We start from the raw sequence: 20,570 nt of genomic DNA on the forward strand, positions 1-20,570 counted from the left end.
TGAAATCAAGAGCGGCATTTAAGTTCTTCGGAGCAGGCGATCCCGCTGGTTCCCTTCAAAATCTCGACGCACGAGCAGGCCGCCCGGCGTGACGCGCAAGCGGGAATAGCCTCCGTATGATCACGGAGGCGACAATGAAATCGATCAGGCTTATTCCGTCAGTCGCGCGCCGTCGCCTTCAGCGCCGCGATGACATCCTCACGGGCGATGATTCCGACCAGCTTCTGCGCACCATCGAGCACGATGATGCTCCTGATGCGGTGCTCCACCATGATCTGGAGCACGCGCGTCAGCCGCGTGTCGGGGCTGACATAGATGAACTCGGGCGTCATGACGTCGCCGATCTTGCGGCTCATCAGGTCGTGATAGCGCGGCAGCATCTGGCTCGGCGTGAAGGCGAAGCACTTCAGGATGTCGAATTTGGTGACGATGCCGACCACCTGCCCATCGTCCTCGACCGGATAGGAGTTGAAATCGTCGGTTTCGAACATCTGGCTGAGCTCGAGCACGTCACGGTCGCGCTGCACCGTCTTGACGTTGCGCGTCATGTAGCCGTCGACGGTCTGTTCAAGAAATCTGTACACGGCGCGTCCTCCTCGATTCGATTCTGGCCGGCCGTCAGTGTGACAGCAGCACGCTGCGGGCGGTCTGCGTGACCAGATATTGGGTGACGCCTCCCAGGATCAGTTCACGAAACCTCGAATGACCATAGGCACCCGCAACGATCAGTCCGGCATCGACGTCGCCGGCGACTTTCTCCAATTGCGCGGCGGCGGTTTCGTTCCGGGCGCCTTCGCAGATGCGCGCGGCCGCGGTGACGCCGTGGCGGGCGAGCCAGGCGGCAACGTCGGTGACGCCGGCCATGACGACCGAACGGTCGTCGTCGCGCTCCGGAATTGTGGCGATGGTGACGTCTCTTGCCTTGCGCAGCATCGGAAGCGCATCGGCCACCGCCCGCCGCGCCTCCGGCGTGTCCTTCCAGGCCACCAGCACATTCCGCAGATCGAGCCAGTTGATTCGATCAGGCACCACCAGCAACGGTCGGCCGACCTGCATCACCAAGTCCCTGGGGCTTGCGAGCGAAAAGGCATCGGAGAAGGCCGGACTCTGCCCGCCGCTGACGATGATGTCGGCGCAGCGCGCCTGAGCCAGGACGAACCGCGTGGGAAAATCCGTGGCGCAGCGCCATTCCACGCGCCCGCCGCGAGTCCGGGTCGCGGCGCGGAATTCCGCCTCCAGATCGCCCAGACACCGCTTGACTGAGGCCTCCTCCTGATCGATCAGGCGCTGGGCCTCCGCACCGTCGGTGAAATAAAGCGGCGGCGTAAACCGGGCTGCAGCAACCCCGACGAGCGTGGCCTCGAATCGTTCGGCGAGTTCGCCCGCGACCTGAAGGCGCGCTTCGTTGGATTGGTCGAGCGCCAGGCTGACCATCACCGTCGCGTATGTCATCGGTATTCTCCAGTGCAAAGACTTTGGTAGAATTTACGCCTGCCTCCGCACATCGGGATGAGATAGATCAAGGAGGGCGCCGGCACCCGACTTGCCGTCAATCGGCAAGCCGACAGAACTTGCCTCCGGCCCGGCCTTAGGCGACATTAGGGGAGCGGTAACCGCGTCCGGAGCCGCCGCATCAGGATGAGGAACATCATTTGTCGCCGACCCGCGTAACGCACTCGCAGGACGACGGTGGGGGCGAACGTTTTCGCGTTCGGATCGAAGGGTTTGGCGTCGGCACCTGGGATCTCGACCTCGCGACACGGGAATTGGATTGGTCCGATACCGCCAGAGCCCTGCTCGGCGTCGAGCCGGGTCAGCCGGCGAGCTACGATCTCTTCCTGTCGCGGCTTCAACCGACGGACAGGGAGCGGGTCGAGAGCGCAATCAAGCGCGTTTCCGAGCGTGGCGGCAGCTTCGACGTGTCTTTCAAGGTCGCGAACACCTCAGGCAACGGGCAATGGATCCGCGCCCGGGCCGGACTCATTCGGGACGAAGCCGGCACGGCGCGTCATCTCAGCGGCATCTTTCTCGACATCGACGAGGAAAAGCAGGTCGAGGAGGCGCTACGCACGCGCGAGACCCACCTCCGCTCGATTCTCCATACTATTCCCGACGCCATGATCGTCATCGACGGCCACGGCATCATGCAGCTGTTCAGCACGGCCGCGGAGCGCCTGTTCGGCTGGTCCGAGCACGAGGCGATCGGTCAGAACGTCAGCATTCTGATGCCGGAGCCCGATCGCACCCGCCATGACGGCTACATCGCCCGCTACCGCTCCACGAACGATCCGCACATCATCGGCATCGGCCGCATCGTGACCGGGAAGCGCCGCGACGGCACGACCTTTCCGATGCACCTGTCGATCGGCGAGATGGAATCCGCCGGCAAGCCCTATTTCACCGGATTCGTCCGCGACCTCACCGAGCACCAGCAGACCCAGGCCCGGCTCCAGGAATTGCAATCCGAGCTGGTCCACGTCTCGCGACTGACCGCGATGGGCGAAATGGCCTCCGCGCTCGCCCACGAGCTCAACCAGCCGCTGGCCGCGATCAGCAATTACATGAAGGGATCGCGGCGGCTGCTCGCCGGCAGCACCGACGCGAACACGCCGAAGATCGAAAGCGCGCTGGATCGCGCGGCGGAGCAGGCCTTGCGCGCTGGTCAGATCATCCGGCGTCTGCGCGACTTCGTCTCGCGCGGCGAGTCGGAGAAGCGGGTCGAGAGCCTGTCCAAGCTGATCGAGGAGGCCGGCGCGCTCGGGCTCGCCGGCGCGCGCGAGCAGAACGTGCAGCTCCGCTTCAGCCTCGATCCCGACGCCGATCTCGTCCTCGCCGACCGGGTGCAGATCCAGCAGGTGCTGGTCAATCTGTTCCGCAACGCGCTGGAGGCGATGGCGCAGTCGTCGCGCCGCGAGCTCGTCGTGGCCAACACCCGCGTCGCCGACGACATGATCGAGGTGGAGGTCTCCGACACCGGCTCCGGCTTCCAGGGCGACGTCATTCCAAACCTGTTTCAGACCTTCTTCACCACCAAGGAAACCGGCATGGGCGTGGGACTGTCCATCAGCCGCTCGATCATCGAGGCTCACGGCGGCCGCATGTGGGCCGAGAGCAATGCATCGGGCGGCGCGACATTCCGCTTTACCTTGCCGGCGACCGCCGAGAACTGACTGACGAGAACCAATTCATGACCACCAAGGGACATATCTACGTCATCGACGACGATGCGGCGATGCGGGATTCGCTGAACTTCCTGCTGGATTCGGCCGGCTTCGGCGTCACGCTGTTCGACAATGCGCAGAGCTTCATCGATGCCCTGCCCGGCCTCGCCTTCGGCTGCGTCGTCTCCGACGTGCGCATGCCGGGACTCGACGGGATCGAGCTGCTCAAGCGGATGAAGGCGCAGCAGAGCCCGTTTCCGATCCTGATCATGACCGGTCATGGCGACGTGCCGCTCGCGGTCGAGGCGATGAAGCTGGGGGCGGTCGACTTCCTGGAAAAGCCGTTCGAGGACGACCGCCTCACCACCATGATCGAATCGGCGATCCGCCAGGCCGAGCCCGCCGCCAAGAGCGACGCCGTCACGCAGGACATCGCCGCCCGCGTCGCCTCCTTGAGCCCCCGGGAGCGCCAGGTCATGGAGGGGCTGATCGCGGGCCTGTCCAACAAGCTGATCGCCCGCGAATACGACATCAGCCCGCGCACCATCGAGGTCTACCGCGCCAACGTCATGACCAAGATGCAAGCCAACAGCCTGTCGGAGCTGGTCCGCCTCGCAATGCGCGCCGGCATGCTCAACGATTGAGGCATGTCGGATAGAGGCAAACGGGATTGAGCCAAGTCAAGGCCCCTTCCCGGCGCCGTGCTAGCCAAGCAGCATGATCGAGGTCGGTTCACATCACGAGCGGCCGTCGTCCTCAGCGCTCCCCACCGTCTACGTGGTCGATGATGATGCCGCCGTCCTGGGCTCTCTGCGGTTCCTGCTGGAAACCGACGGCTTTGCCGTGCGGACCTTCAGGAGCGGCACCGCGCTGCTCAACGCCGGCGGCGCGCCCGGGGCGGACTGCTACGTGATCGACTACAAGATGCCCGACATCAACGGCATCGAGCTTGCGGGCCGCCTGCGCGAGGCCGACCGCGGCGCCCCCGTGATCCTGATCACCGGCTATCCGGACGAGAACATCTCGACCCGTGCGGCTGCGGCGGGCGTCAAAGACGTGGTTTTGAAGCCGCTTCTCGACGAAACCCTGATCAAGCGCATTCGCCGCGCGATTCAGGACCGCTCCCGCGCGTGACCTACGGGATTCTACGTAGGTAGACCCCCTTAAGATATCGCTCGAAATTTTCGAAGCCCCCGATACCGCGTACCAAAGCGTCATCACAACGGAGATGGCGCAGATGCTCACCCAGACCCTCAACACCCAGGCGATCAACACCCAGATTGTTGGCAAGATCGCCCCCGGCCATCCCGTTACCGACCAGTTCGGCGCCATCACCGGCCATGTCGGCCTCGTCGCCACCGAGTTCTCCTACCGCAAGGACGAGGAGATCTATGGCGAGGACGAGCCGGCCGAATATGTCTACCAGGTCGTGTCCGGCGCAGTGAGCAGCTACAAGCTCCTGTCCGACGGCCGCCGCCAGATCGGCGCCTTCCATCTTCCCGGCGACGTGTTCGGCCTCGAATCCGGTCCCGCTCACCGCCTTGCTGCCGAAGCCATCATCGACACCACCGTGCGTCTCGTGAAGCGCGCCAGCCTCGAGAAGGCCGCAGGCACCGACGTCCAGGTCGCCCGCAAGCTCTGGGCCATGACCGCCTCCGAGCTGCGCCATGCCGAGGACCACATGCTGCTGCTGGGGCGCAAGACCGCGATGGAGCGCGTTGCGACCTTCCTGCTCGAAATGGACCGCCGCCTCGCCGTTGCCGGCATGATGGCGCTGCCGATGTGCCGCCGCGACATCGGCGACTATCTCGGCCTCACCCTCGAAACCGTGTCGCGCGCGCTGTCGCAGCTCCACGCCCAGGGCATTCTGGGCTTCTCCGGCGCCCGCCAGATCGTGTTGCGCAACCGCCAGCGCCTGCAACATCTCGACGCTTGAGCTTCGCCTGATCTTCCTCCTCCTACCCACTTGGCCGGCCGAACGCGTTTCGGCCGGCCTTTTTCTTTGGGCCGCGAATCATGCCGTGCGCCGCGTCTCCGGCATCACGAAGAGAATCAGCAAGAGCCCGGTCGCGGCCACACCCGACAGCCCGATGAAGGCGGTCGCATTGCCGAACTTGTCGCTGACATAGCCTCCGAGCACCGTGCTCAGCGACGCGCCGATGCCGGTCGCGGTGCCGACGATGCCCTGCGCCAGGTTGAAATGGCCGCTGCCAAAGGCGACGTCGGCCACGATCAGCGGAATCATCACCGCGAACACCGCCGCGGTGATGCCGTCAAACACCTGCACGGCGACCAGCAGATACGGATCGCGCACGGTCGCAAACAACAGGCCGCGAATCGCCAGCGCACCGAACCCGATCAGCAGCAGCGGCCGCCTGCCCCACGCTTGCGCCTTGCGGCCGACCGTCGGTGACAGCAGCGCCACGATCGCTTGCGGAACGACGATGCAAAAGGCGACGAGCACTGTCGCCCATTGGGCGGACCGCGCCGTCACTGCACTCGCCATCAGTGGCATCATCGCGGCATTCGCGAGTTGCAGCAGCAGCACGCTGAGCGCGAAGACGATGAGCGGACGCTGCCGGATCAGGTGCCAGATGTTGGTGTCGCCGCGATCCGCCGATTCGCGCGGCATCTCGCCATGACAGCGGGCGATGTCGACCTCATTCTCACGGATGCGCGAGAGCGCGATCAGGGTGGGGATCGCGAGCAGGAAGGTGACCAGGAAGACCGAGCGGCTCGACAACAGATAGCCCGCGGTACCCATCACCGCCGCGGCAACGCCATTGCCGAGGGAGGCAAAGCGCGCGTTGCGGCCGAGCCGCTCGCTGATCGCGAACGGGCCGACCAGACCAAGGCTGATCGCCGCAATCGCCGGCCCCAGCACGCAGCTCGCCGCCGCGTGCAAGGTGGCCGCGGCCACCACCACAGGAAAGATCGGCATCGCCGCATAGGCCAGCGCGCAAGCGCCGATGGTCGCGATCGCGAGGGCGGCGACCAGTCGCTCCGATTTCGCGGCATCGATGATCGCCCCGCCCGGCATCTGCCCGATCAACGCGACGATACCACCGATTGACAGCACGAGGCCGATCTCGACCTGGGTCCATTTCTGGGTCGTCAGATAGACCGCGATGAAGGGACCGAATCCGGTCTGCACGTCGGCGAGGAAGAAGATGAACCAGTCGAGGCCGCGCAGGCTCTGGCGCGACGGCGCAGGAATGCCCGCGGCCGATGGCGCGGCGACGTTGTCCTGCTCGGCGCGGCCGTCACGATCTGCATGGTTCGGCTTCCTCGACAACAGCACAGGCGGTCAGCCCTCCCGGCACCTCACTGGATCGCTTGCAGCGGTTGAAGGCTGCCGGATGCGCCGAGCACGACGATCGGCGTGTCTTCCTTGTATTCGGGCGCGGCCGCGACCTGCGCTTTGGTCAGTTCCAGCGTGATGCTGTCTTTCTTGTTGGCAATCTTGCCGAAGCGCAATGCGTTCCAATCCACCACGATCTTGCGGCTGCCGACGCCGAGAAATCCGCCGAAATCGATGGCTGCGGCGCGGACATGGCCGCCACGGTCGACGATGACGTCGACGATGCGGCCCATGTCTTCATCCGCGGCGCTACGCACGTCGCGGCCGAGCACGCCATGGGCCTCGCTCGCACCGATGATGGTCACCGACGGCGGCGGCGCTGCGTCCTTCGGCGTGACAGGGACGGCCGAGGTCGGCGACGGTACCGTCGGCGCTTTCGCCTCGCTCTGCCCTGCAGGCGGCTCCTCTGCGGCGCGCGACGTGGCCGCCGCCAGGCCCGCGACGATGGCTATGCCAAGGAACAACGCTCCGACCGCACGCATGACACTCTCCCCGCGCGCCGCTAGCGCGCCAGCACGATCGACACCTGGATCTGGCCTCGCGTGCGCAATACTTCCAGCGCCACGTCGTCGCCGTGGCGGCTGACGCGAAGATCGACGCTGGATTCGCCGAGTCTGAGATCGCGCAGGATCACCTCGTTGAGGAACGCCGGCAGATGCGGGTTGCGCAGGCGAATCTCGCTGCGCGCCACGTCGAACTCGATGCCGAGCGCCGCCTCCAGCAGCGTGAACGGCGTCGCGCTGGCCCAGGCCTGCGGCGCGCAGGCGACCGGATAGAGCGTCGGGCCGCGCCGCTTCTCGCGCCGGAAACCGCAGAACAATTCGGGCAACCGGCGCAAGTCCATATAGGTGGCGGCGTCGAACAGCCCCTTGAAGACATGAGCGACCGAATGCTTGAGGCCGTAGCGCGCGAGCCCGAGCGCGATCAGCGCGTTGTCGTGCGGCCAGATCGACCCGTCATGATATGACATCGGGTTGTAGCGCACTTCGCCCTGCGCGACGGTGCGGATACCCCAGCCCGAGAAGAAATGCGGCCGCATCAGATCGGCGGCGACGAGGCGGGCACGGTCCTCGCGGATCATGCCGCTGAACAGCACCTGGCCGGCGTTCGAAGTCCGCACCTTGCAGGGCCGCTTCCTGCCGTCGAGGGCGAGCGCGTAGGTGCCAAGCTCCTCGCACCAGAATGCCTTCTCGAAACGCTCGGCCAGCGTCCTGGCTTCGGCCTCGAGCTTGCGCACGCGGTCCGGCTTGCCGAGCCGCAGCGCGCAACGCGCGGCGAGCAGCTTGGCGGCGTAGACGTAGCCCTGGACTTCGGCGAGCGCGATGTTGCCTTCCGCAAGCTGGCCGTCGGCATGGAAGATCGCGTCGTAGGAATCCTTCCAACCCTGGTTGGCGAGTCCCTTCTCGGTGGCGCGCTGGTATTCGACGAAGCCGTCCTGGTCGGGATCGCCGGGACCGTCGATCCAGGCCAGCCCCGCCTCGATCGCCGGCCATAATTCGATCAAGGTCTTCTCGTCGCCGGTCCGTTCGAAATAGCTCCCGGCGAGCAGGACGAACAGCGCGGTCGAATCGACACTGCCGTAATATTGCGCGAACGGCACCTCGCGCAGCGCCGCCATCTCGCCGCCGCGCATCTCATGCAGGATCTTGCCCGGCGCGGCATCGGCGAGCGGATCTGTCGCCTTGGCCTGGAAATGCGCGAGCCGGCGCAAGACGCCCTTGGCGACGCGCGGATCGACCCACAGCATCTGGAGCGCGGTGATCAGGCCGTCGCGGCCGAACGTCGTCGAGTACCAGGGAATGCCGGCATAGGGATAACGCCCCTGCGGCGTCTCCGTCATCAGCATGTTGAGGTCGGCCATGGCCTGGCACAGCACCTCGTTGAAGATGTTATTAGAGGTCTCGATGCTGGCGGCGCCCATCGTGGACCGGCGCATCTCGCGGCGATGGGCGAGCAAGCCCCTGAAGAAGCGTGCGGGCTTCTCGGCGACCGGACGGTTGCAGGATACGGCTACGAACAGCGATTTCGATTCATGAGGGTCAAGCTCGAGCTGCCAGGTCGCGGCATTCACCGACAGCCGCGTCGGACGCGGGTCGAAATGCAGGCCCGTAGTGCGCTCGGTGTCGTCGAGGCCGCGATATTCGAACAGCACGTCGGTCGGCCCGAGCAATTTGCTCGTGCCGGTCCCGCGGCGCGGACGGCGCTCGCCGCGGACCTCGAACAGATCGGCAAAGTCGTTGTCGAACAGCAGCGTCAGCTCGAAACTGGCGCGGCCGTCGCCGTGGTTTTGCACGCCGATGCGCTGATAGGCCGTGCCGCGCCACAGGAAAATCGTGCGCACGATGTGCAGCAGGTCCTTCTGGAAGACGAGGCGGCCCTGCCGGTAGATGTCGGGATTGGTGAGATCGACGGTGAGCGCCGAATTGTCGTCGCGCAGGTTGGAGCCGAGCAACAGCGGCTGGAGATCGTCGAGCACGAGCTCCAGCCGCGCCAGATAGCGGGTGTCGTAGTGAAACAAGCCGTCCGGCCCGCCGGCCGACGCGCCGATGTCGCCATGGCTGTCGAGCACGATAAAGGTGTCGTCATGTTTCAGGGACCGCCGCGGCCGCGCGGCGGGCCCCGTCATCGGAATGTAGAACGTCTGCTCCGCGACGGCCTCCACCGTCTGCGATACGGAGATGATCTTGGTTACGGCTTCGGCTGCCATGAGCTGCTCCCCTGCGCCTTGTTTCGAAACGCAACCAACGCGAACGCGACTGTTGGGTTTACGCGGCGAACTTCGCGAGCCGGCTCATCTCCTGCGTCACCAGCTCACGGTAGGGACCGTGACCCTGCATCAGTCGGTCGGGCGCGCCGTCCTCGATGATCTTGCCGGCCCTCAGCACCACCACGCGGTCGAAATTGCGCAGCGTCGCCAGCCGATGCGCGATCGCGATCACCGTGCGGCCGCGCATCAGGCGGGACAACGCCTCGCGGATGGCCTCCTCCGATTCGCTGTCGAGCGCGGCGGTCGCCTCGTCCAGCAGCAGGATCGGCGCATCCTTCAAAAACGCGCGCGCGATGGCGATGCGCTGGCGCTGGCCGCCGGACATCTTGACGCCGCGGTCGCCGACCATGGTGTCGAGGCCATCAGGCAGGCTCTCGACGAAATCGCAGCGCGCCGCGATCGCCGCGCGCAGTACCTCGTCATCGGTCGCGTTCGGCCTACCATAGCGGATGTTCTCGCGGATGGAACGGTGGAACAGGGAAATATCCTGGGGCACCACGGAGATCGCCTCGCGCAGGCTGAGCTGCGTGACCTTCGAAATGTCCTGTCCGTCGATCGTGATGCTGCCTTCATCGGTGTCGTAGAAGCGCTGCAGCAGCGTGAACAACGTAGACTTGCCGCCGCCGGATTGACCAACCAGGCCGACGCGCTGGCCGGGCTGGAGCCGCAGGCTGAAGCGCTCGAAGATCTTCTCGCCGCCGGGATAGCCGAAGGTAACGTTATTGTACGCGATCGCCGCGCCGCTCTTCACCAGCGGCTCGGCGTCGGGGTGATCGCGCAGATCGTGCGGCACCAGCAGCGTGGCGATCGCCTCGGTCAGTCGCGCAACGTGCTGGGTGACGTCGACCAGCGCCACCGCAAGGTCGCGCGTCGCGCTCAGGATGGAAATACCGAGCGTACAGACCAGCACCACGTCGCCGGTCGTCGCCTCGCCATGCTGCCAGAGCGTGACTGCCCAGGCCATCAGCGCGATCGTCAGAAGCACGGTCACTGCGGCATGCAGCAGCCGCAGCTTTTCCAGATAACGCAGGCTGCGGCTCCGCGCGGTCAGTTCCCGGTTCACCGTCGCGTCGAACCGCTCGTGCTCGTGGCCGATACCGCAGAAGGCACGGACCAGCGGCATGTTGCTGATGACGTCGATCATCTCGCCGTCGACCACGGCGGCCTTGTCGGCGAAGTCGTCGTGCAGCGGCTTGCCCGCGGCGGCGAGACGGAACATCGCAACCACCATGCCGCCGGCAATCACGATCAGGCCAAGTGCCATGTAAGGACTGACGGTTCCAATCAGGGCGATTGCCGCAATTGTGGCAATGCAGGGCGGCAACACGTTCCAGACGAACATGTTCTCGACCGTGAACACCGCGTTCGACGTCGCGGTGATGCGGCTCGTCAGCATGCCGGGCATCCGGTCCGAGAAGTAGCTGGGCGCGTGTCCGGTCAGATGACGAAATATGTCACGCCGTAAATCACCCGTGACACGAACGAAGGTGAAACTCGCCGTCCAGCTCGCGATCCGCCACAGGAAGTTGTCGGCGGCGATCAGCGACATGAGTAAAATGAATGCCAGCCATACGCCGCCGCCTTGCGAAGGACCCGCTGACAAGGCGTCGACGAGGGATTTGACCCCGTATTGGGTGCCTACGGAGCAGGCAACCGCTGCAACAACCGCGGCCAGGATCACCAGATGCGATGCGATTCGCATCCGAAGATAGCGCAAGACAAAGGCAAATGGCCTGCGCGCGTATCCAGAAAGATGATCCATATGGCTATCGCCCCGTTATGCTGATTTTCGTTTTGTTACTGATCGACTGAACATCGACCTCGTCGCCTCGGTTCCCGGGCCGGGCGATCACGACATGCGGATGCGGACGATCTGAGAAGATGTCGTGGCAGCATCGAGACACCCGCGGACGTGTCGAAGATGTAACGTTCGGAGGAAGGAACTTCGCAAGTGCGGGAACGTTCCCTTGTCTGGCATGCCGGTGCCGTACTGGCGGGGGGTTTCAACCTTTATGATCGCAAGGAGATGGTGAGATGCGCATCGCGCAGGTAGCTCCGTTGACGGAGGCTGTTCCACCCAAGCTGTATGGCGGCACCGAGCGGGTGGTGCATTGGTTGACGGAAGAGTTGGTGGCCCTTGGGCACGACGTGACTTTGTTCGCCAGCGGCGATTCACAGACCTCGGCCAAGCTGGATGCACTGTGGCCGAAGGCACTCCGTCTCGACGGTTCCGTGCGCGATCCAAACGCCCTGCACATGGTGCTGCTGGAGCGCGTGCGGCAAAAATGTGACGACGAGGAGTTCGACTTCCTCCACTTCCATCTCGACTATTATCCGTGGTCGTTGTTCCACCGCCAGCCGACGCCGTTCCTGACCACGCTGCACGGCCGGCTCGACCTGCCGGAGCATCAGCCGGTGTTCAACACCTTCTCCAAGATGCCCGTCATTTCGATCTCCAATGCGCAGCGACGGCCGGTGCCGCAGGCGAACTGGGTGACGACGATTCATCACGGTCTTCCGGAGAATTTGCTGACGCCGAAGCCGGCGAAACAGGAATATCTCGCCGTGCTCGGCCGCATCGCGCCCGAGAAGGGCGTCGACCGCGCCATCAAGATCGCGACCCATTGCGGCATTCCGCTGAAGATCGCGGCCAAGGTCGATCGTGCCGACCAGGATTACTACGACGAGTTGATCCGGCCGATGATCGAGAACAATCCGCTGGTGGAGTTCATCGGCGAGATCAGCGATCACGAGAAGTCGGACTTTTTGAGCGGCGCGCTCGGCCTTCTGCTGCCGATCGACTGGCCGGAGCCGTTCGGCCTCGTGATGATCGAAGCCATGGCCTGCGGAACGCCGGTGGTCGCCTTCAACCGCGGCTCGGTGCCGGAGATCATCGACGAGGGGCTGACCGGCTTCGTCGTCGAGGACATCCTCAGCGCAGCCGGCGTCGTCAATCGCCTTCCGCAACTCGACCGCACCGCGATCCGCAAACAGTTCGAGACACGTTTCACGGCGCGGCGAATGGCGCTGGATTACCTCGCCGCCTACCGCAGCCTCGCCGAGGAACAGTCGCCGCGGATCAAGCTGGTGAGCAGCGCGGAGTAAGCTAGCCAACCAACGGCGTCGCAGACCGACCAACAGTGTCGTCCCCGCGTTCGCGGGGACGACAGCGGAGTGTGACGTCCTCAGCGCGTCAACACGGCCTTCCCTACCTCACCACCGCCCGCTTCGGCTCCACGATCTCGAACATCCTGGGAAACTCGTCCATCAGGCCCATCAGCTCGGCGAGTTTCATCGGGTTGCCCGACAGCTTGACCCTCCCTGCAGCGACGGCTTCCGGAAAGCTCGTCAGCTTGGCGATCACCCCGTCGAGCGTTGCGCGCGTCAGCGTGAAGCTGGCATCGGCGCCCTCCACCTGCACGCCCTCGGTGTAGGTCAGCGCGCAGTTCTCCAGATTGAGCACGAAGGTCTCGCCGGTATCGGAAAAACTCCAGTTCAGCACGATGTGCTTGCCCTCGGCCTTGGGGCCGTTGAGGCGGATGCCGAGCACGTCCCAGAGCTGCGAGGTGCGCAGCGCCGCCAGCGTCTCGCGCGGCATCGGCGGGCGCGCCGGCACCTTCGGCATGCCCTGGCGCAATTCCTGCGCACCGAACAGATAGGCGTTGCGCCAGGTCGCGCTTTCGGCGACGTAGCCGAGCTGCTCCAGCGTGTCGGCGAGCAACGCGCGCGCCGCCACATGATCAGGCTCGGCGAAGACGAGATGGCCGAGCACTTGGGCGACGAAGCGGAATTCACCCTTGTCGAAATCCGCACGTGCCCGCGCCAGGATCGCATCCGCCCCGCCCATATACTCGACGTATTTCCTGCCTGACTCCACCGGCGGCAGCGGATCGAGATTGACCGGGTTGGCATCGTACCAGCCGAGATATTTCTGGTAGATCGCCTTCACATTGTGCCGGATGTGGCCGTAATAGCCGCGGCCGTGCCAGGCGCCCTCCAGGCTCTTCGGCAGCTGGATCGTCTCGGCGATCTCCGCCGCGGTGAGGCCGTGATTCATCAGGCGGATGGTCTGGTCGTGCGCGAATTTGTAGAGGTCACGCTGCTGCCGGATCATCGTGCCGATGCGCTCAGCTCCCCACACCGGCCAATGATGCTGGCCGCACATCGCCTCCGCCTTGCCGTCCCAGAGCTGCAAGGCCTCGCCCAGATATTTTGACCAGGCCAGCGCGTCGCGCACGTCGGCACCGCGGAACGGCAGCAGATTGTGGAAATTGTGCGTGCAGTTCTCGGCGAGGTTCAACAGCTTGTAGCGCGGGATGAAGAAATGCATCTCCGCCGGCGCTTCGCTGTTCGGCGCCATCTGGAATTCGAATTCGACGCCGTCGATGACGCGCCTGTCGCCGGTCGCCATGATCAAATCGGTCGGGCGCAGCAGCGCGACGGAGCCTGCCGCCATCGACTTGCCGAGCCCGCAATCGACCTGCCCCCGCGTCCCCTTGGCGAGCAGCGGCCCGAACTGGTACTGCGCCCGGCGCAGCATCGCGGGGCCCGCGATGATGTTCTCGGAGACGGCGTGCTCCATGAACAGGTTCGGCGCGATGATCGGCACGCGGCTAGTAGCGAGCGCGTCTTCCTCCAGCACGCCGCGCGCGCCGCCCCAATGATCGGTGTGGGTGTGGGTAAAGATGACGGCCGCGACGGGCTTCAGGCCGCGATGCCTAAAATAGAGATCGAGCGCGGCGCGGGCACCTTCGATCGAGGTCAGCGTGTCGACGACGATGACGCCGCTGTCGCCCTCGATCAGCGTCATGTTGGCGATGTCGAGCCCGCGCACCTGGTAGACACCGGGCACGACCTCGAACAGGCCGTGCTGCATGTTGAGACGCGACTGCCGCCACAGGCTCGGATTGACCGTGGGTGGCGCCTCTTCGGTGGACAGGAAGCCGTAAAGCGCGAGACTCCAGACCGTCCGCCCTTGCGGGTTCGTGATCGTCGCATTCTCGATCGTGCCGAGGAAGCCGCGCGCGGCATCGTCGAAATCCCGCGTGTCGGAAAACGGCAGCGCCTTCAGCATCGCCGTTTGCTGGGCGATGACGGACGGCGTCGCGTCCTTTGGCTCGCCGCTGATGTCTGTCATGCTTGCTCCTCCCCGCCGGTTGCGCGGCATCTAACCGCATCTGGCGGGTGATTACTATCGGCGGCAGCAACACGGATGCTGTCCCCTTTTCCCCCTGTGGGAGAAGGTGGCGCGAAGCGCCGGATGAGGGGCATCTCTCCGCTCGCGAGAGCGTCCGCGAGGATAGATACCCCTCACCCGTCTCGCCGCTGCGCGACGAGCCACCCTCTCCCACAAGAAGGGGAGAGGGATTCAGAACTCGTCGCTACATCCCCAGCAGCCGCGGCAGCCACAACGACAGGCCCGGCCAGTACGTCACCACCACCAGGAATCCCAGCATCGTCAGCAGCCATGGCCACACCGCGACCGTGAGCTCGGTGATGCCCATCTTGGCGATGCCGGAGGCGACGTAAAGGTTGAGGCCGACAGGCGGATGGCAGAGGCCAACCTCCATGTTGACTGTCATCAGGATGCCGAAATGGATCGGGTCGATGCCGAGCTTGATCGCGACCGGGAACAGGATCGGAGCCATGATGAGGATGATCGAGGACGGCTCCATCACGTTACCCGCCAGCAGCAGCAGCAGGTTGACGAGGAGCAGGAAGCCGATCCACCCCAGGCCCTGGTCGATCATCCATTGCGCCAGCGCTTGCGGCACGTTCTCGTAGGTCATCAGGAACGAGAACAGGACGGCGTTGGTGATGATGTAGAGCAGCATCGCCGAGAGATTCGCCGACGACAGCAGCACCCGCGGCACGTCGCTCAGCTTCAGGTCTTTATAGATGAACACGGCCACGATGAAGGCGTAGACCGCACTGACGGCGGCAGCTTCGGTCGGCGTGAACAGGCCGCTGTAGATGCCGCCGATCACGATCACGATCAGCAGGATGCCCCAGATCGACTTGCGAAAGGCATCGAAGCGCTCGCGCAGCGTTGCCTTCGGCATCCGGGGATAGTCGTTGCGCCAGGCCCGATAGAATGTCGTGGCGCCGAGAAGCGTGGCCAGGACCAATCCCGGCACGATGCCGGCAATGAACAGCTTGCCGACCGAGCTGTTGGTGGAGACGGCGTAGAGAACCATCGGGATCGACGGCGGAATCAGAATTCCGAGCGAGCCCGACGTCGTGATCACGCCCGCGCCGAACCGCTTTGGGAAGCCCTGCGCGACCATCGCCGGCAGGATCACCGAGCCGATCGCCACCACGGTCGCCGGCGACGAGCCGGAAATCGCGGCAAACAGCGCACAGGCGACCACCCCCGACAGCGCGAGACCGCCGTACCAATGGCCGACCAGCGAGGTCGCGAAGGTGATCATCCGCCGCGCCACCCCGCCGTGGGTCAGGAAGTTGCCGGCAAGGATGAAGAACGGGATCGCCATGATCTCGAAGTTCTCGATGCCGGTGAACAGCTTCAGCGCCACCGATTCCGTTCGCACGTCGGTCAGTGTGAACATGAAGCTGAGCACGGTGAGACCGAGCGCGATCGAGATCGGCATGCCCGTCAGCATCAAGGAGAGCAGAAGCGCGAACACGATGAGGACGCGCAAGCCCTGCGGCAGCGTGATGACGTGACCCGCATGCGCGAAGCACAGCGCGACGATCAAGACCGGCAGCAGCATCAGGATCCAGCCGAGCGGGCTGCGCTCGTCCCGGACGACCTGACTATGCGTGACCGGCGCCGGATGCACCGGATCCGCCTCAACACCCTCGACGCCCGCCATGTCGTGATGCGGCAGCTCGCCGGTGCGGTGGAACGACCAGGCGACCTGCAGGAAGCGGAAGCACATCAGGCCGGAGCCGAGCGGGATGGTGAGATACACCATCCACATCGGTGCTTCCAGATCATTGGACTGCTGGCCGGTCTGCCACATCTGGCCGACGAACGCGGCCCCGAAATAGGCGACAATGGCGGTGAACAGCGCACCGCACAACAGACCGAAGGTGATGACGCGCCGGCGGGATCCGCCCGGAAGGATGTTGACGAGCACGTCGACGCCGACATGGATGCCGGTCCGCACGCCATAGGCGGCGCCGAACTTGGCCATCCAGATGAACATGTAGATGCAGAGCTCCTGCGCCCAGGACAAGTCGAGCGCAGCAAGCCAGGTGAACGTCGCCCGCGCCGGAACGGCCAGGAAGGTCAGGTTTCGGGCTTCCGCCCATTTGGCGATATCGATCGACAGCCCGGCGCCGTAACGGTGCAGCACGGCGACGAAGATGAGCGACGTCGCAGCCGCGATCATCGTCGCGATCAGCCATTCCTCGAGATGGTCGAGAAAACGATTCAGCACACGCAACAACTTGGTCCCCCAGCATCAGGTCGTCATTCAAGAGCGAAACGGCCGGGAGTGCGATCACCCCCGACCGTTGGTGTTGTTCTTATTGGGCCGCAGCCGTCAGTTCATCTTGACGTCGAGTTCCTTGGCGATGAGATCGAGCACCTCCTGCCCGACCCGTCCCTTTGCCCATTTATAAGTCGGCTGCATCGCCTCCTGCCAGGCCTTGCGATCAGCATCGGTGAGGTAATGCAGATTGGTCTTTCCCGTTTTCTTGATCTCGGCCAGCGCGTCCTCGTTCTCCTGGCGGGCGATCGAGTTGGTGTAGTCAGTCGCCTCCGCCATCGCCTTGTCGAGCTGGGTGCGGATATCGGGCGGGAGGCCCGACCAGAACTTCGAGTTGACGATCACAGCATACTGCAGGTGTGCATGATAGGAGACGGTGATGTCTTTCTGCACCTCGTAGAACTTCTGCGTCAGATAGTTGGATGCGGTGTTCTCGCAGCCGTCGACCACGCCGGTCTGCAGCGCCTGGTAAACTTCGGAGAACGCCATGATCTGCGGGATCGAGCCGACGAGGCGGAAATATTGGTCGGCAACCTTCGATCCGGAGATGCGGAACTTCAGTCCCTGGAAGTCAGTCGGCTTCATCAGCGGGCGATTCGAAGAGACCATGTGGAAACCATTGTCCCAATAGGCAAGCCCGGTGATGCCCTTGGTCTCGAGCTTCTGGAACAGCCACTTGCCGACCGTGCCCTTCATCGCGTTGGAATAGGTCTGGTCGTCCTTGAACAGCCAGGGCAGGTCGAGCGCCTCGAACTCCTTGATGCCCAGCGGCGCGAATTTCGCGGTCGAGGGCGCGAGCATCTGCACGGAGCCGAGCTGCAGCGCCTCGATCTCTTCCTTGTCCTTGTAGAGCGTGGAGTTCGGGTAGATTTCGACCTTGACCTTGCCGTCAGTGTATTTTTCGGCGAGCTCCTTGAACTTCAGCGCCCCCTTCCCCTTCGGGGTGTCGTTGGCGACGACGTGGCTGAATTTGATGACGATCGGAGTTTGGGCCAGCGCAGCGGCAGGGGCCAGAATCAGCGCGGCCGCCGCGACCGCAAGAAGCAGTTTGCGCATGAAGACCTCCCAACAACCTCGACAAACCGGGTGCTTTTTTGTTTTCCGGTTTGAGTAGTGGCAGCAATCCGCAGGCCGAACAACTAGACCTAAGCCCAATTTGCCGCAGCCAAGCTATCTTGACGAGCGCTGTCTACGCAACCCGGCACCTGCTTCTGTCCAGGGGAACGAGCGCTTATGTCGCATTGCGGCAGAGCATCAGCTCTTGCGCTGCGCAACCATGAAAAGGCGGCGGAACGGGAACAGGGTCTGCCCCGCAGCATTCTTCGGATAGGCCTTCGCAACCCCCGCGCCATAAGCGGCTTCGAATGCGATCTTCTCCTCGCCTGCGAGCACGTCGAGATAGCGCGTCAGCCAGGTCCCCTTGGTCCATTCCTTGACGGGGTTCTCGCCTTCGAGCACCTGCAGATATTCGGTCTCCCAGATGTCGATGTCGGCCGACATCGGCGCAAGAAGATCGTAATAGAAGGCCGGCCCCTCGACCGGCGTCGGCGTCACGAGATGCTCGAGCTTGGATCGCCACGGACCATCGAGCGCGGTCTCGCCGATCAGCACATGCGACGGCGCCAGAAAGTTGCGCGGCATCTGCACCGCAAGCATGCCGCTAGGCTTCACCTTCTCCATGACCGATGGAAACAGCGCCGCATGATTGGGCAGCCAGTGCAGTGCGGCATTGGAATAGATCAAGTCGTATTGCCTGGCGGGGCGCCATTGGCCGAGGTCCTCGTGGGACCATTCGACATCGGGTGCAGCCTTGCGGCCGGCGGCAACCATCTCGGCGGAGCCCTCGAGGCCGGTCACGCTCGCCTCCGGCCAGCGCTCCTTGATGAGTTTTGTCACGTTGCCGGCGCCGGCGCCGAGATCGGCAATCTCGCGCGGGCCAAAATCCGGAATCCGCATCAAGAGGTCCACGGCGGGCCGGAGCCGATGGCCGGAGAATTTTAAGTATTGCTGCGGATCCCAGGCCATCGCTCAACGCCTTTTCTTTTTCGTGTTTCCTTCAAGGTCGCTCTTGGTTACCACTGCTCGTCCCGCTCAGGCAATTCGCAAGGCCCGCGGGACGGGCAGGAAGCGGACAGCAATAAGCAAAAACCAGCAAGAGAGCGTGTCACCATGGACCTCGGGCTCAAATCGAAAACCGCTGTTGTCACCGGCGCGAGCATCGGCATCGGTCGCGCCATCGCCAAGGGCCTCGCCGCCGAAGGCGTGCGTGTGGTCGGCGTGGCGCGGCGCACCGATCTGCTCGCCGAGCTGGTGAAGGAGGAAGGCTCCGGGCTGATCACGCCGCTCGAGCAGGACGTGATGGCGAAGGACGCGGCAGAGCGGATCGCGGCGTTCGCGGTGAAGGAGCTTGGACATGTCGACATCCTCATCAACAATGCAGGCGGCAGCCGCCCCCTGCCGGTCGATGCGCCCGACAGCAAATGGGACGAGGCGATCGCGCTGAACTTCACCAGCTACCGCCGCATCGCGCATGCGCTGCTGCCGCAGATGATCGAACGCAAATGGGGCCGCATCGTCAACATCACCGGCAAGTCCGAGCCCGAAGGGCTCAACGCCGCGTTCGCAGCGAAAGCCGCCGTGCACGCCTGGGCCAAGGGCCTGTCGCGCGAGATCGGCGAGCACGGCATCACCATCAACTGCATCCCTCCCGGCCGCATCATGAGCGAACAGATCCGCCGCAACTATCCGCCGGATTATCGGGAGCGTTTTGCCGAGGAGGAAATCCCGGTCGGTTATTGGGGCGAGCCGGAAGATCTGGCCGCACTCGCGGTGTTTCTGGCGTCACCGGTGGCGCGGTACATCACCGGGACGGTGATCCCGGTGGATGGCGGGTTGCGGCGGTATCAGTTCTAGGGCTGGGCTCCTGTATCCACGACCCGCGAACGCACGCGATGTCCCAGGGCTATCGCATTTGGGAGTGATTTCGCCTGTGGCCATCCTTCGAGACGCCCGCCGTTGGCGGGCCCTCAGGATGATGATCGAGTGCGCGGCTGCAGTTTCAACGAGCACCGATGCTGCTTAGCCTCATCCTGAGGAGACCGCGAAGCGGTCGCCTCGAAGGACGAGGCGCGCGCTCAGCTCGCGCTAAGCGCCAAATGCGATTGACCTGGGTTTGCCGCCAGACCTCACGGTTTGACGTAGCTCCAGCCCTGCTCCTGCAGCTCCATGACGCGGACGACGCCGGATTTCACGACCGTTGCCTGTGGGATCAGGTTGATGTCCTTGTTCTCCGCCTTGCGCATGTTTTCCTGCGTGTTGCCGCAGGCTTTGAACGAGATTTCGGGATGGCTCATCGCGAGCACCTCGATGCGCGGCTTTACCGGCGAGGTGTCGTCGCGCAGCATGTGAAGGCCGGGACCAAAGGTGACGACCTCGATCGACACTGGTTCACCGAGATCGCGATAATATTGCGCGACGTTGCTCGCATTGTTGAGCGTGAGGTTCATCATCGCAGGTTCGTTGGAATTGACCTGCAGCACCAGCCGGTGCGACTTTTTCGCGCTCTCGGTTTTTGTAGCCTGAGCCATCTTCGTGTTGTTCGGAGGATCCTGCCTGATCGCGTGAGCCTGCCGCGGCTTGCTCACCTGCTTCTGTCCACCCGGATGCTTCGCGTTGCTCGCTTGGCTCTTCTCGCGCGCCTGCGGGAACCACTGGTTGTCCTGCTGCGCCTGCGCGCTTGGTCCGACCAGAAGCCCTATCGTCAAGCCGCCGATGACTGCCATCGCCAATTTTGGATTGATCATCTCGTGTCTCCCATATCCTGA

At 64.2% G+C, this 20,570-nt stretch carries 17 protein-coding genes and 1 pseudogene; 6 read left to right on the forward strand and 12 right to left on the reverse strand.

What is annotated here, in order from left to right; all coding sequences use genetic code 11:
* Positions 1-158: 158 nt before the first annotated feature.
* Positions 159-584 carry an HPP family protein gene (locus GGD66_RS18565; RefSeq protein ID WP_183258592.1) on the reverse strand — a complete coding sequence of 142 codons (426 nt, stop codon included), beginning with the start codon at positions 582-584 and terminating at the stop codon, positions 159-161.
* A gap of 34 nt (positions 585-618) precedes the next feature.
* Positions 619-1,452: a universal stress protein gene (locus GGD66_RS18570; RefSeq protein ID WP_179739622.1), complete on the reverse strand. Its 834-nt coding sequence runs from the start codon at positions 1,450-1,452 to the stop codon at positions 619-621.
* Positions 1,453-1,652: 200 nt separating this feature from the next.
* Here GGD66_RS18570 and fixL point away from each other — a divergent pair, with 200 nt between their 5' ends.
* The 4 genes from fixL to GGD66_RS18590 all read left to right on the forward strand — a co-directional run bounded on the left by fixL (position 1,653) and on the right by GGD66_RS18590 (position 5,097).
* Positions 1,653-3,170, forward strand: a complete 1,518-nt coding sequence (fixL, locus tag GGD66_RS18575; protein ID WP_183258593.1) for a sensor protein FixL — start codon at positions 1,653-1,655, stop codon at positions 3,168-3,170.
* A gap of 17 nt (positions 3,171-3,187) precedes the next feature.
* Complete coding sequence (fixJ, locus tag GGD66_RS18580) at positions 3,188-3,805, forward strand: response regulator FixJ (protein ID WP_018322736.1); 618 nt, start codon at positions 3,188-3,190, stop codon at positions 3,803-3,805.
* A gap of 73 nt (positions 3,806-3,878) precedes the next feature.
* Positions 3,879-4,295 (forward strand): response regulator transcription factor, encoded by a 417-nt coding sequence (locus GGD66_RS18585; protein ID WP_092259750.1) that lies wholly within the window; start codon positions 3,879-3,881, stop codon positions 4,293-4,295.
* A 103-nt stretch (positions 4,296-4,398) separates the two neighbouring features.
* Entirely contained in the window at positions 4,399-5,097 is a 699-nt protein-coding gene (locus GGD66_RS18590; protein WP_026202804.1) for a helix-turn-helix domain-containing protein, read from the forward strand.
* A gap of 78 nt (positions 5,098-5,175) precedes the next feature.
* Here GGD66_RS18590 and GGD66_RS18595 read toward each other — a convergent pair whose 3' ends face one another.
* From GGD66_RS18595 to GGD66_RS18610, 4 genes are read right to left on the reverse strand one after another with little or no spacing between them, the layout of a single operon-like run.
* Positions 5,176-6,462, reverse strand: a complete 1,287-nt coding sequence (locus GGD66_RS18595) for an MFS transporter (RefSeq protein ID WP_092259752.1) — start codon at positions 6,460-6,462, stop codon at positions 5,176-5,178.
* Positions 6,463-6,485: 23 nt separating this feature from the next.
* Positions 6,486-7,004 (reverse strand): PRC-barrel domain-containing protein, encoded by a 519-nt coding sequence (locus tag GGD66_RS18600; protein WP_177237263.1) that lies wholly within the window; start codon positions 7,002-7,004, stop codon positions 6,486-6,488.
* A 20-nt stretch (positions 7,005-7,024) separates the two neighbouring features.
* A complete protein-coding gene (locus tag GGD66_RS18605; RefSeq protein ID WP_183231496.1) occupies positions 7,025-9,229 on the reverse strand; it encodes an amylo-alpha-1,6-glucosidase in 2,205 nt (734 codons plus the stop codon).
* Positions 9,230-9,287: 58 nt separating this feature from the next.
* The gene (locus GGD66_RS18610) at positions 9,288-11,051 is read right to left on the reverse strand and encodes an ABC transporter ATP-binding protein (protein ID WP_092259756.1); all 1,764 of its coding nucleotides are present in this window, start codon (positions 11,049-11,051) and stop codon (positions 9,288-9,290) included.
* A gap of 272 nt (positions 11,052-11,323) precedes the next feature.
* Between GGD66_RS18610 and GGD66_RS18615 the strand changes: the two genes are divergently transcribed.
* Positions 11,324-12,394, forward strand: a complete 1,071-nt coding sequence (locus GGD66_RS18615) for a glycosyltransferase family 4 protein (protein ID WP_092259758.1) — start codon at positions 11,324-11,326, stop codon at positions 12,392-12,394.
* 103 nt (positions 12,395-12,497) lie between these two features.
* On the opposite strand, the gene GGD66_RS18620 is transcribed toward GGD66_RS18615, so the two are convergent.
* From GGD66_RS18620 to GGD66_RS18635, 5 genes and pseudogenes are all read right to left on the reverse strand, one after another.
* Positions 12,498-14,426 carry an alkyl/aryl-sulfatase gene (locus tag GGD66_RS18620; RefSeq protein ID WP_183258594.1) on the reverse strand — a complete coding sequence of 643 codons (1,929 nt, stop codon included), beginning with the start codon at positions 14,424-14,426 and terminating at the stop codon, positions 12,498-12,500.
* Positions 14,427-14,670: 244 nt separating this feature from the next.
* Positions 14,671-15,951: a TRAP transporter large permease gene (locus GGD66_RS41530; protein ID WP_244550726.1), complete on the reverse strand. Its 1,281-nt coding sequence runs from the start codon at positions 15,949-15,951 to the stop codon at positions 14,671-14,673.
* A 219-nt stretch (positions 15,952-16,170) separates the two neighbouring features.
* Positions 16,171-16,647 (reverse strand): annotated as a pseudogene (locus GGD66_RS41535) (TRAP transporter small permease); the annotation flags it as partial.
* Positions 16,648-16,800: 153 nt separating this feature from the next.
* Positions 16,801-17,802 (reverse strand): DctP family TRAP transporter solute-binding subunit, encoded by a 1,002-nt coding sequence (locus GGD66_RS18630; protein ID WP_183231494.1) that lies wholly within the window; start codon positions 17,800-17,802, stop codon positions 16,801-16,803.
* Between the two features lie 198 nt (positions 17,803-18,000).
* On the reverse strand, positions 18,001-18,771 hold the full coding sequence (locus tag GGD66_RS18635; protein WP_183258595.1) for a methyltransferase domain-containing protein: 771 nt from the start codon (positions 18,769-18,771) through the stop codon (positions 18,001-18,003).
* Between the two features lie 144 nt (positions 18,772-18,915).
* Here GGD66_RS18635 and GGD66_RS18640 point away from each other — a divergent pair, with 144 nt between their 5' ends.
* A complete protein-coding gene (locus GGD66_RS18640; RefSeq protein WP_092259768.1) occupies positions 18,916-19,659 on the forward strand; it encodes an SDR family NAD(P)-dependent oxidoreductase in 744 nt (247 codons plus the stop codon).
* Positions 19,660-19,931: 272 nt separating this feature from the next.
* On the opposite strand, the gene GGD66_RS18645 is transcribed toward GGD66_RS18640, so the two are convergent.
* Entirely contained in the window at positions 19,932-20,549 is a 618-nt protein-coding gene (locus GGD66_RS18645; protein WP_246788908.1) for a hypothetical protein, read from the reverse strand.
* Between the last annotated feature and the right edge of the window lie 21 nt (positions 20,550-20,570).

The sequence above is a fragment of the Bradyrhizobium sp. CIR48 genome (assembly GCF_014198315.1).
Lineage (GTDB): Bacteria > Pseudomonadota > Alphaproteobacteria > Rhizobiales > Xanthobacteraceae > Bradyrhizobium.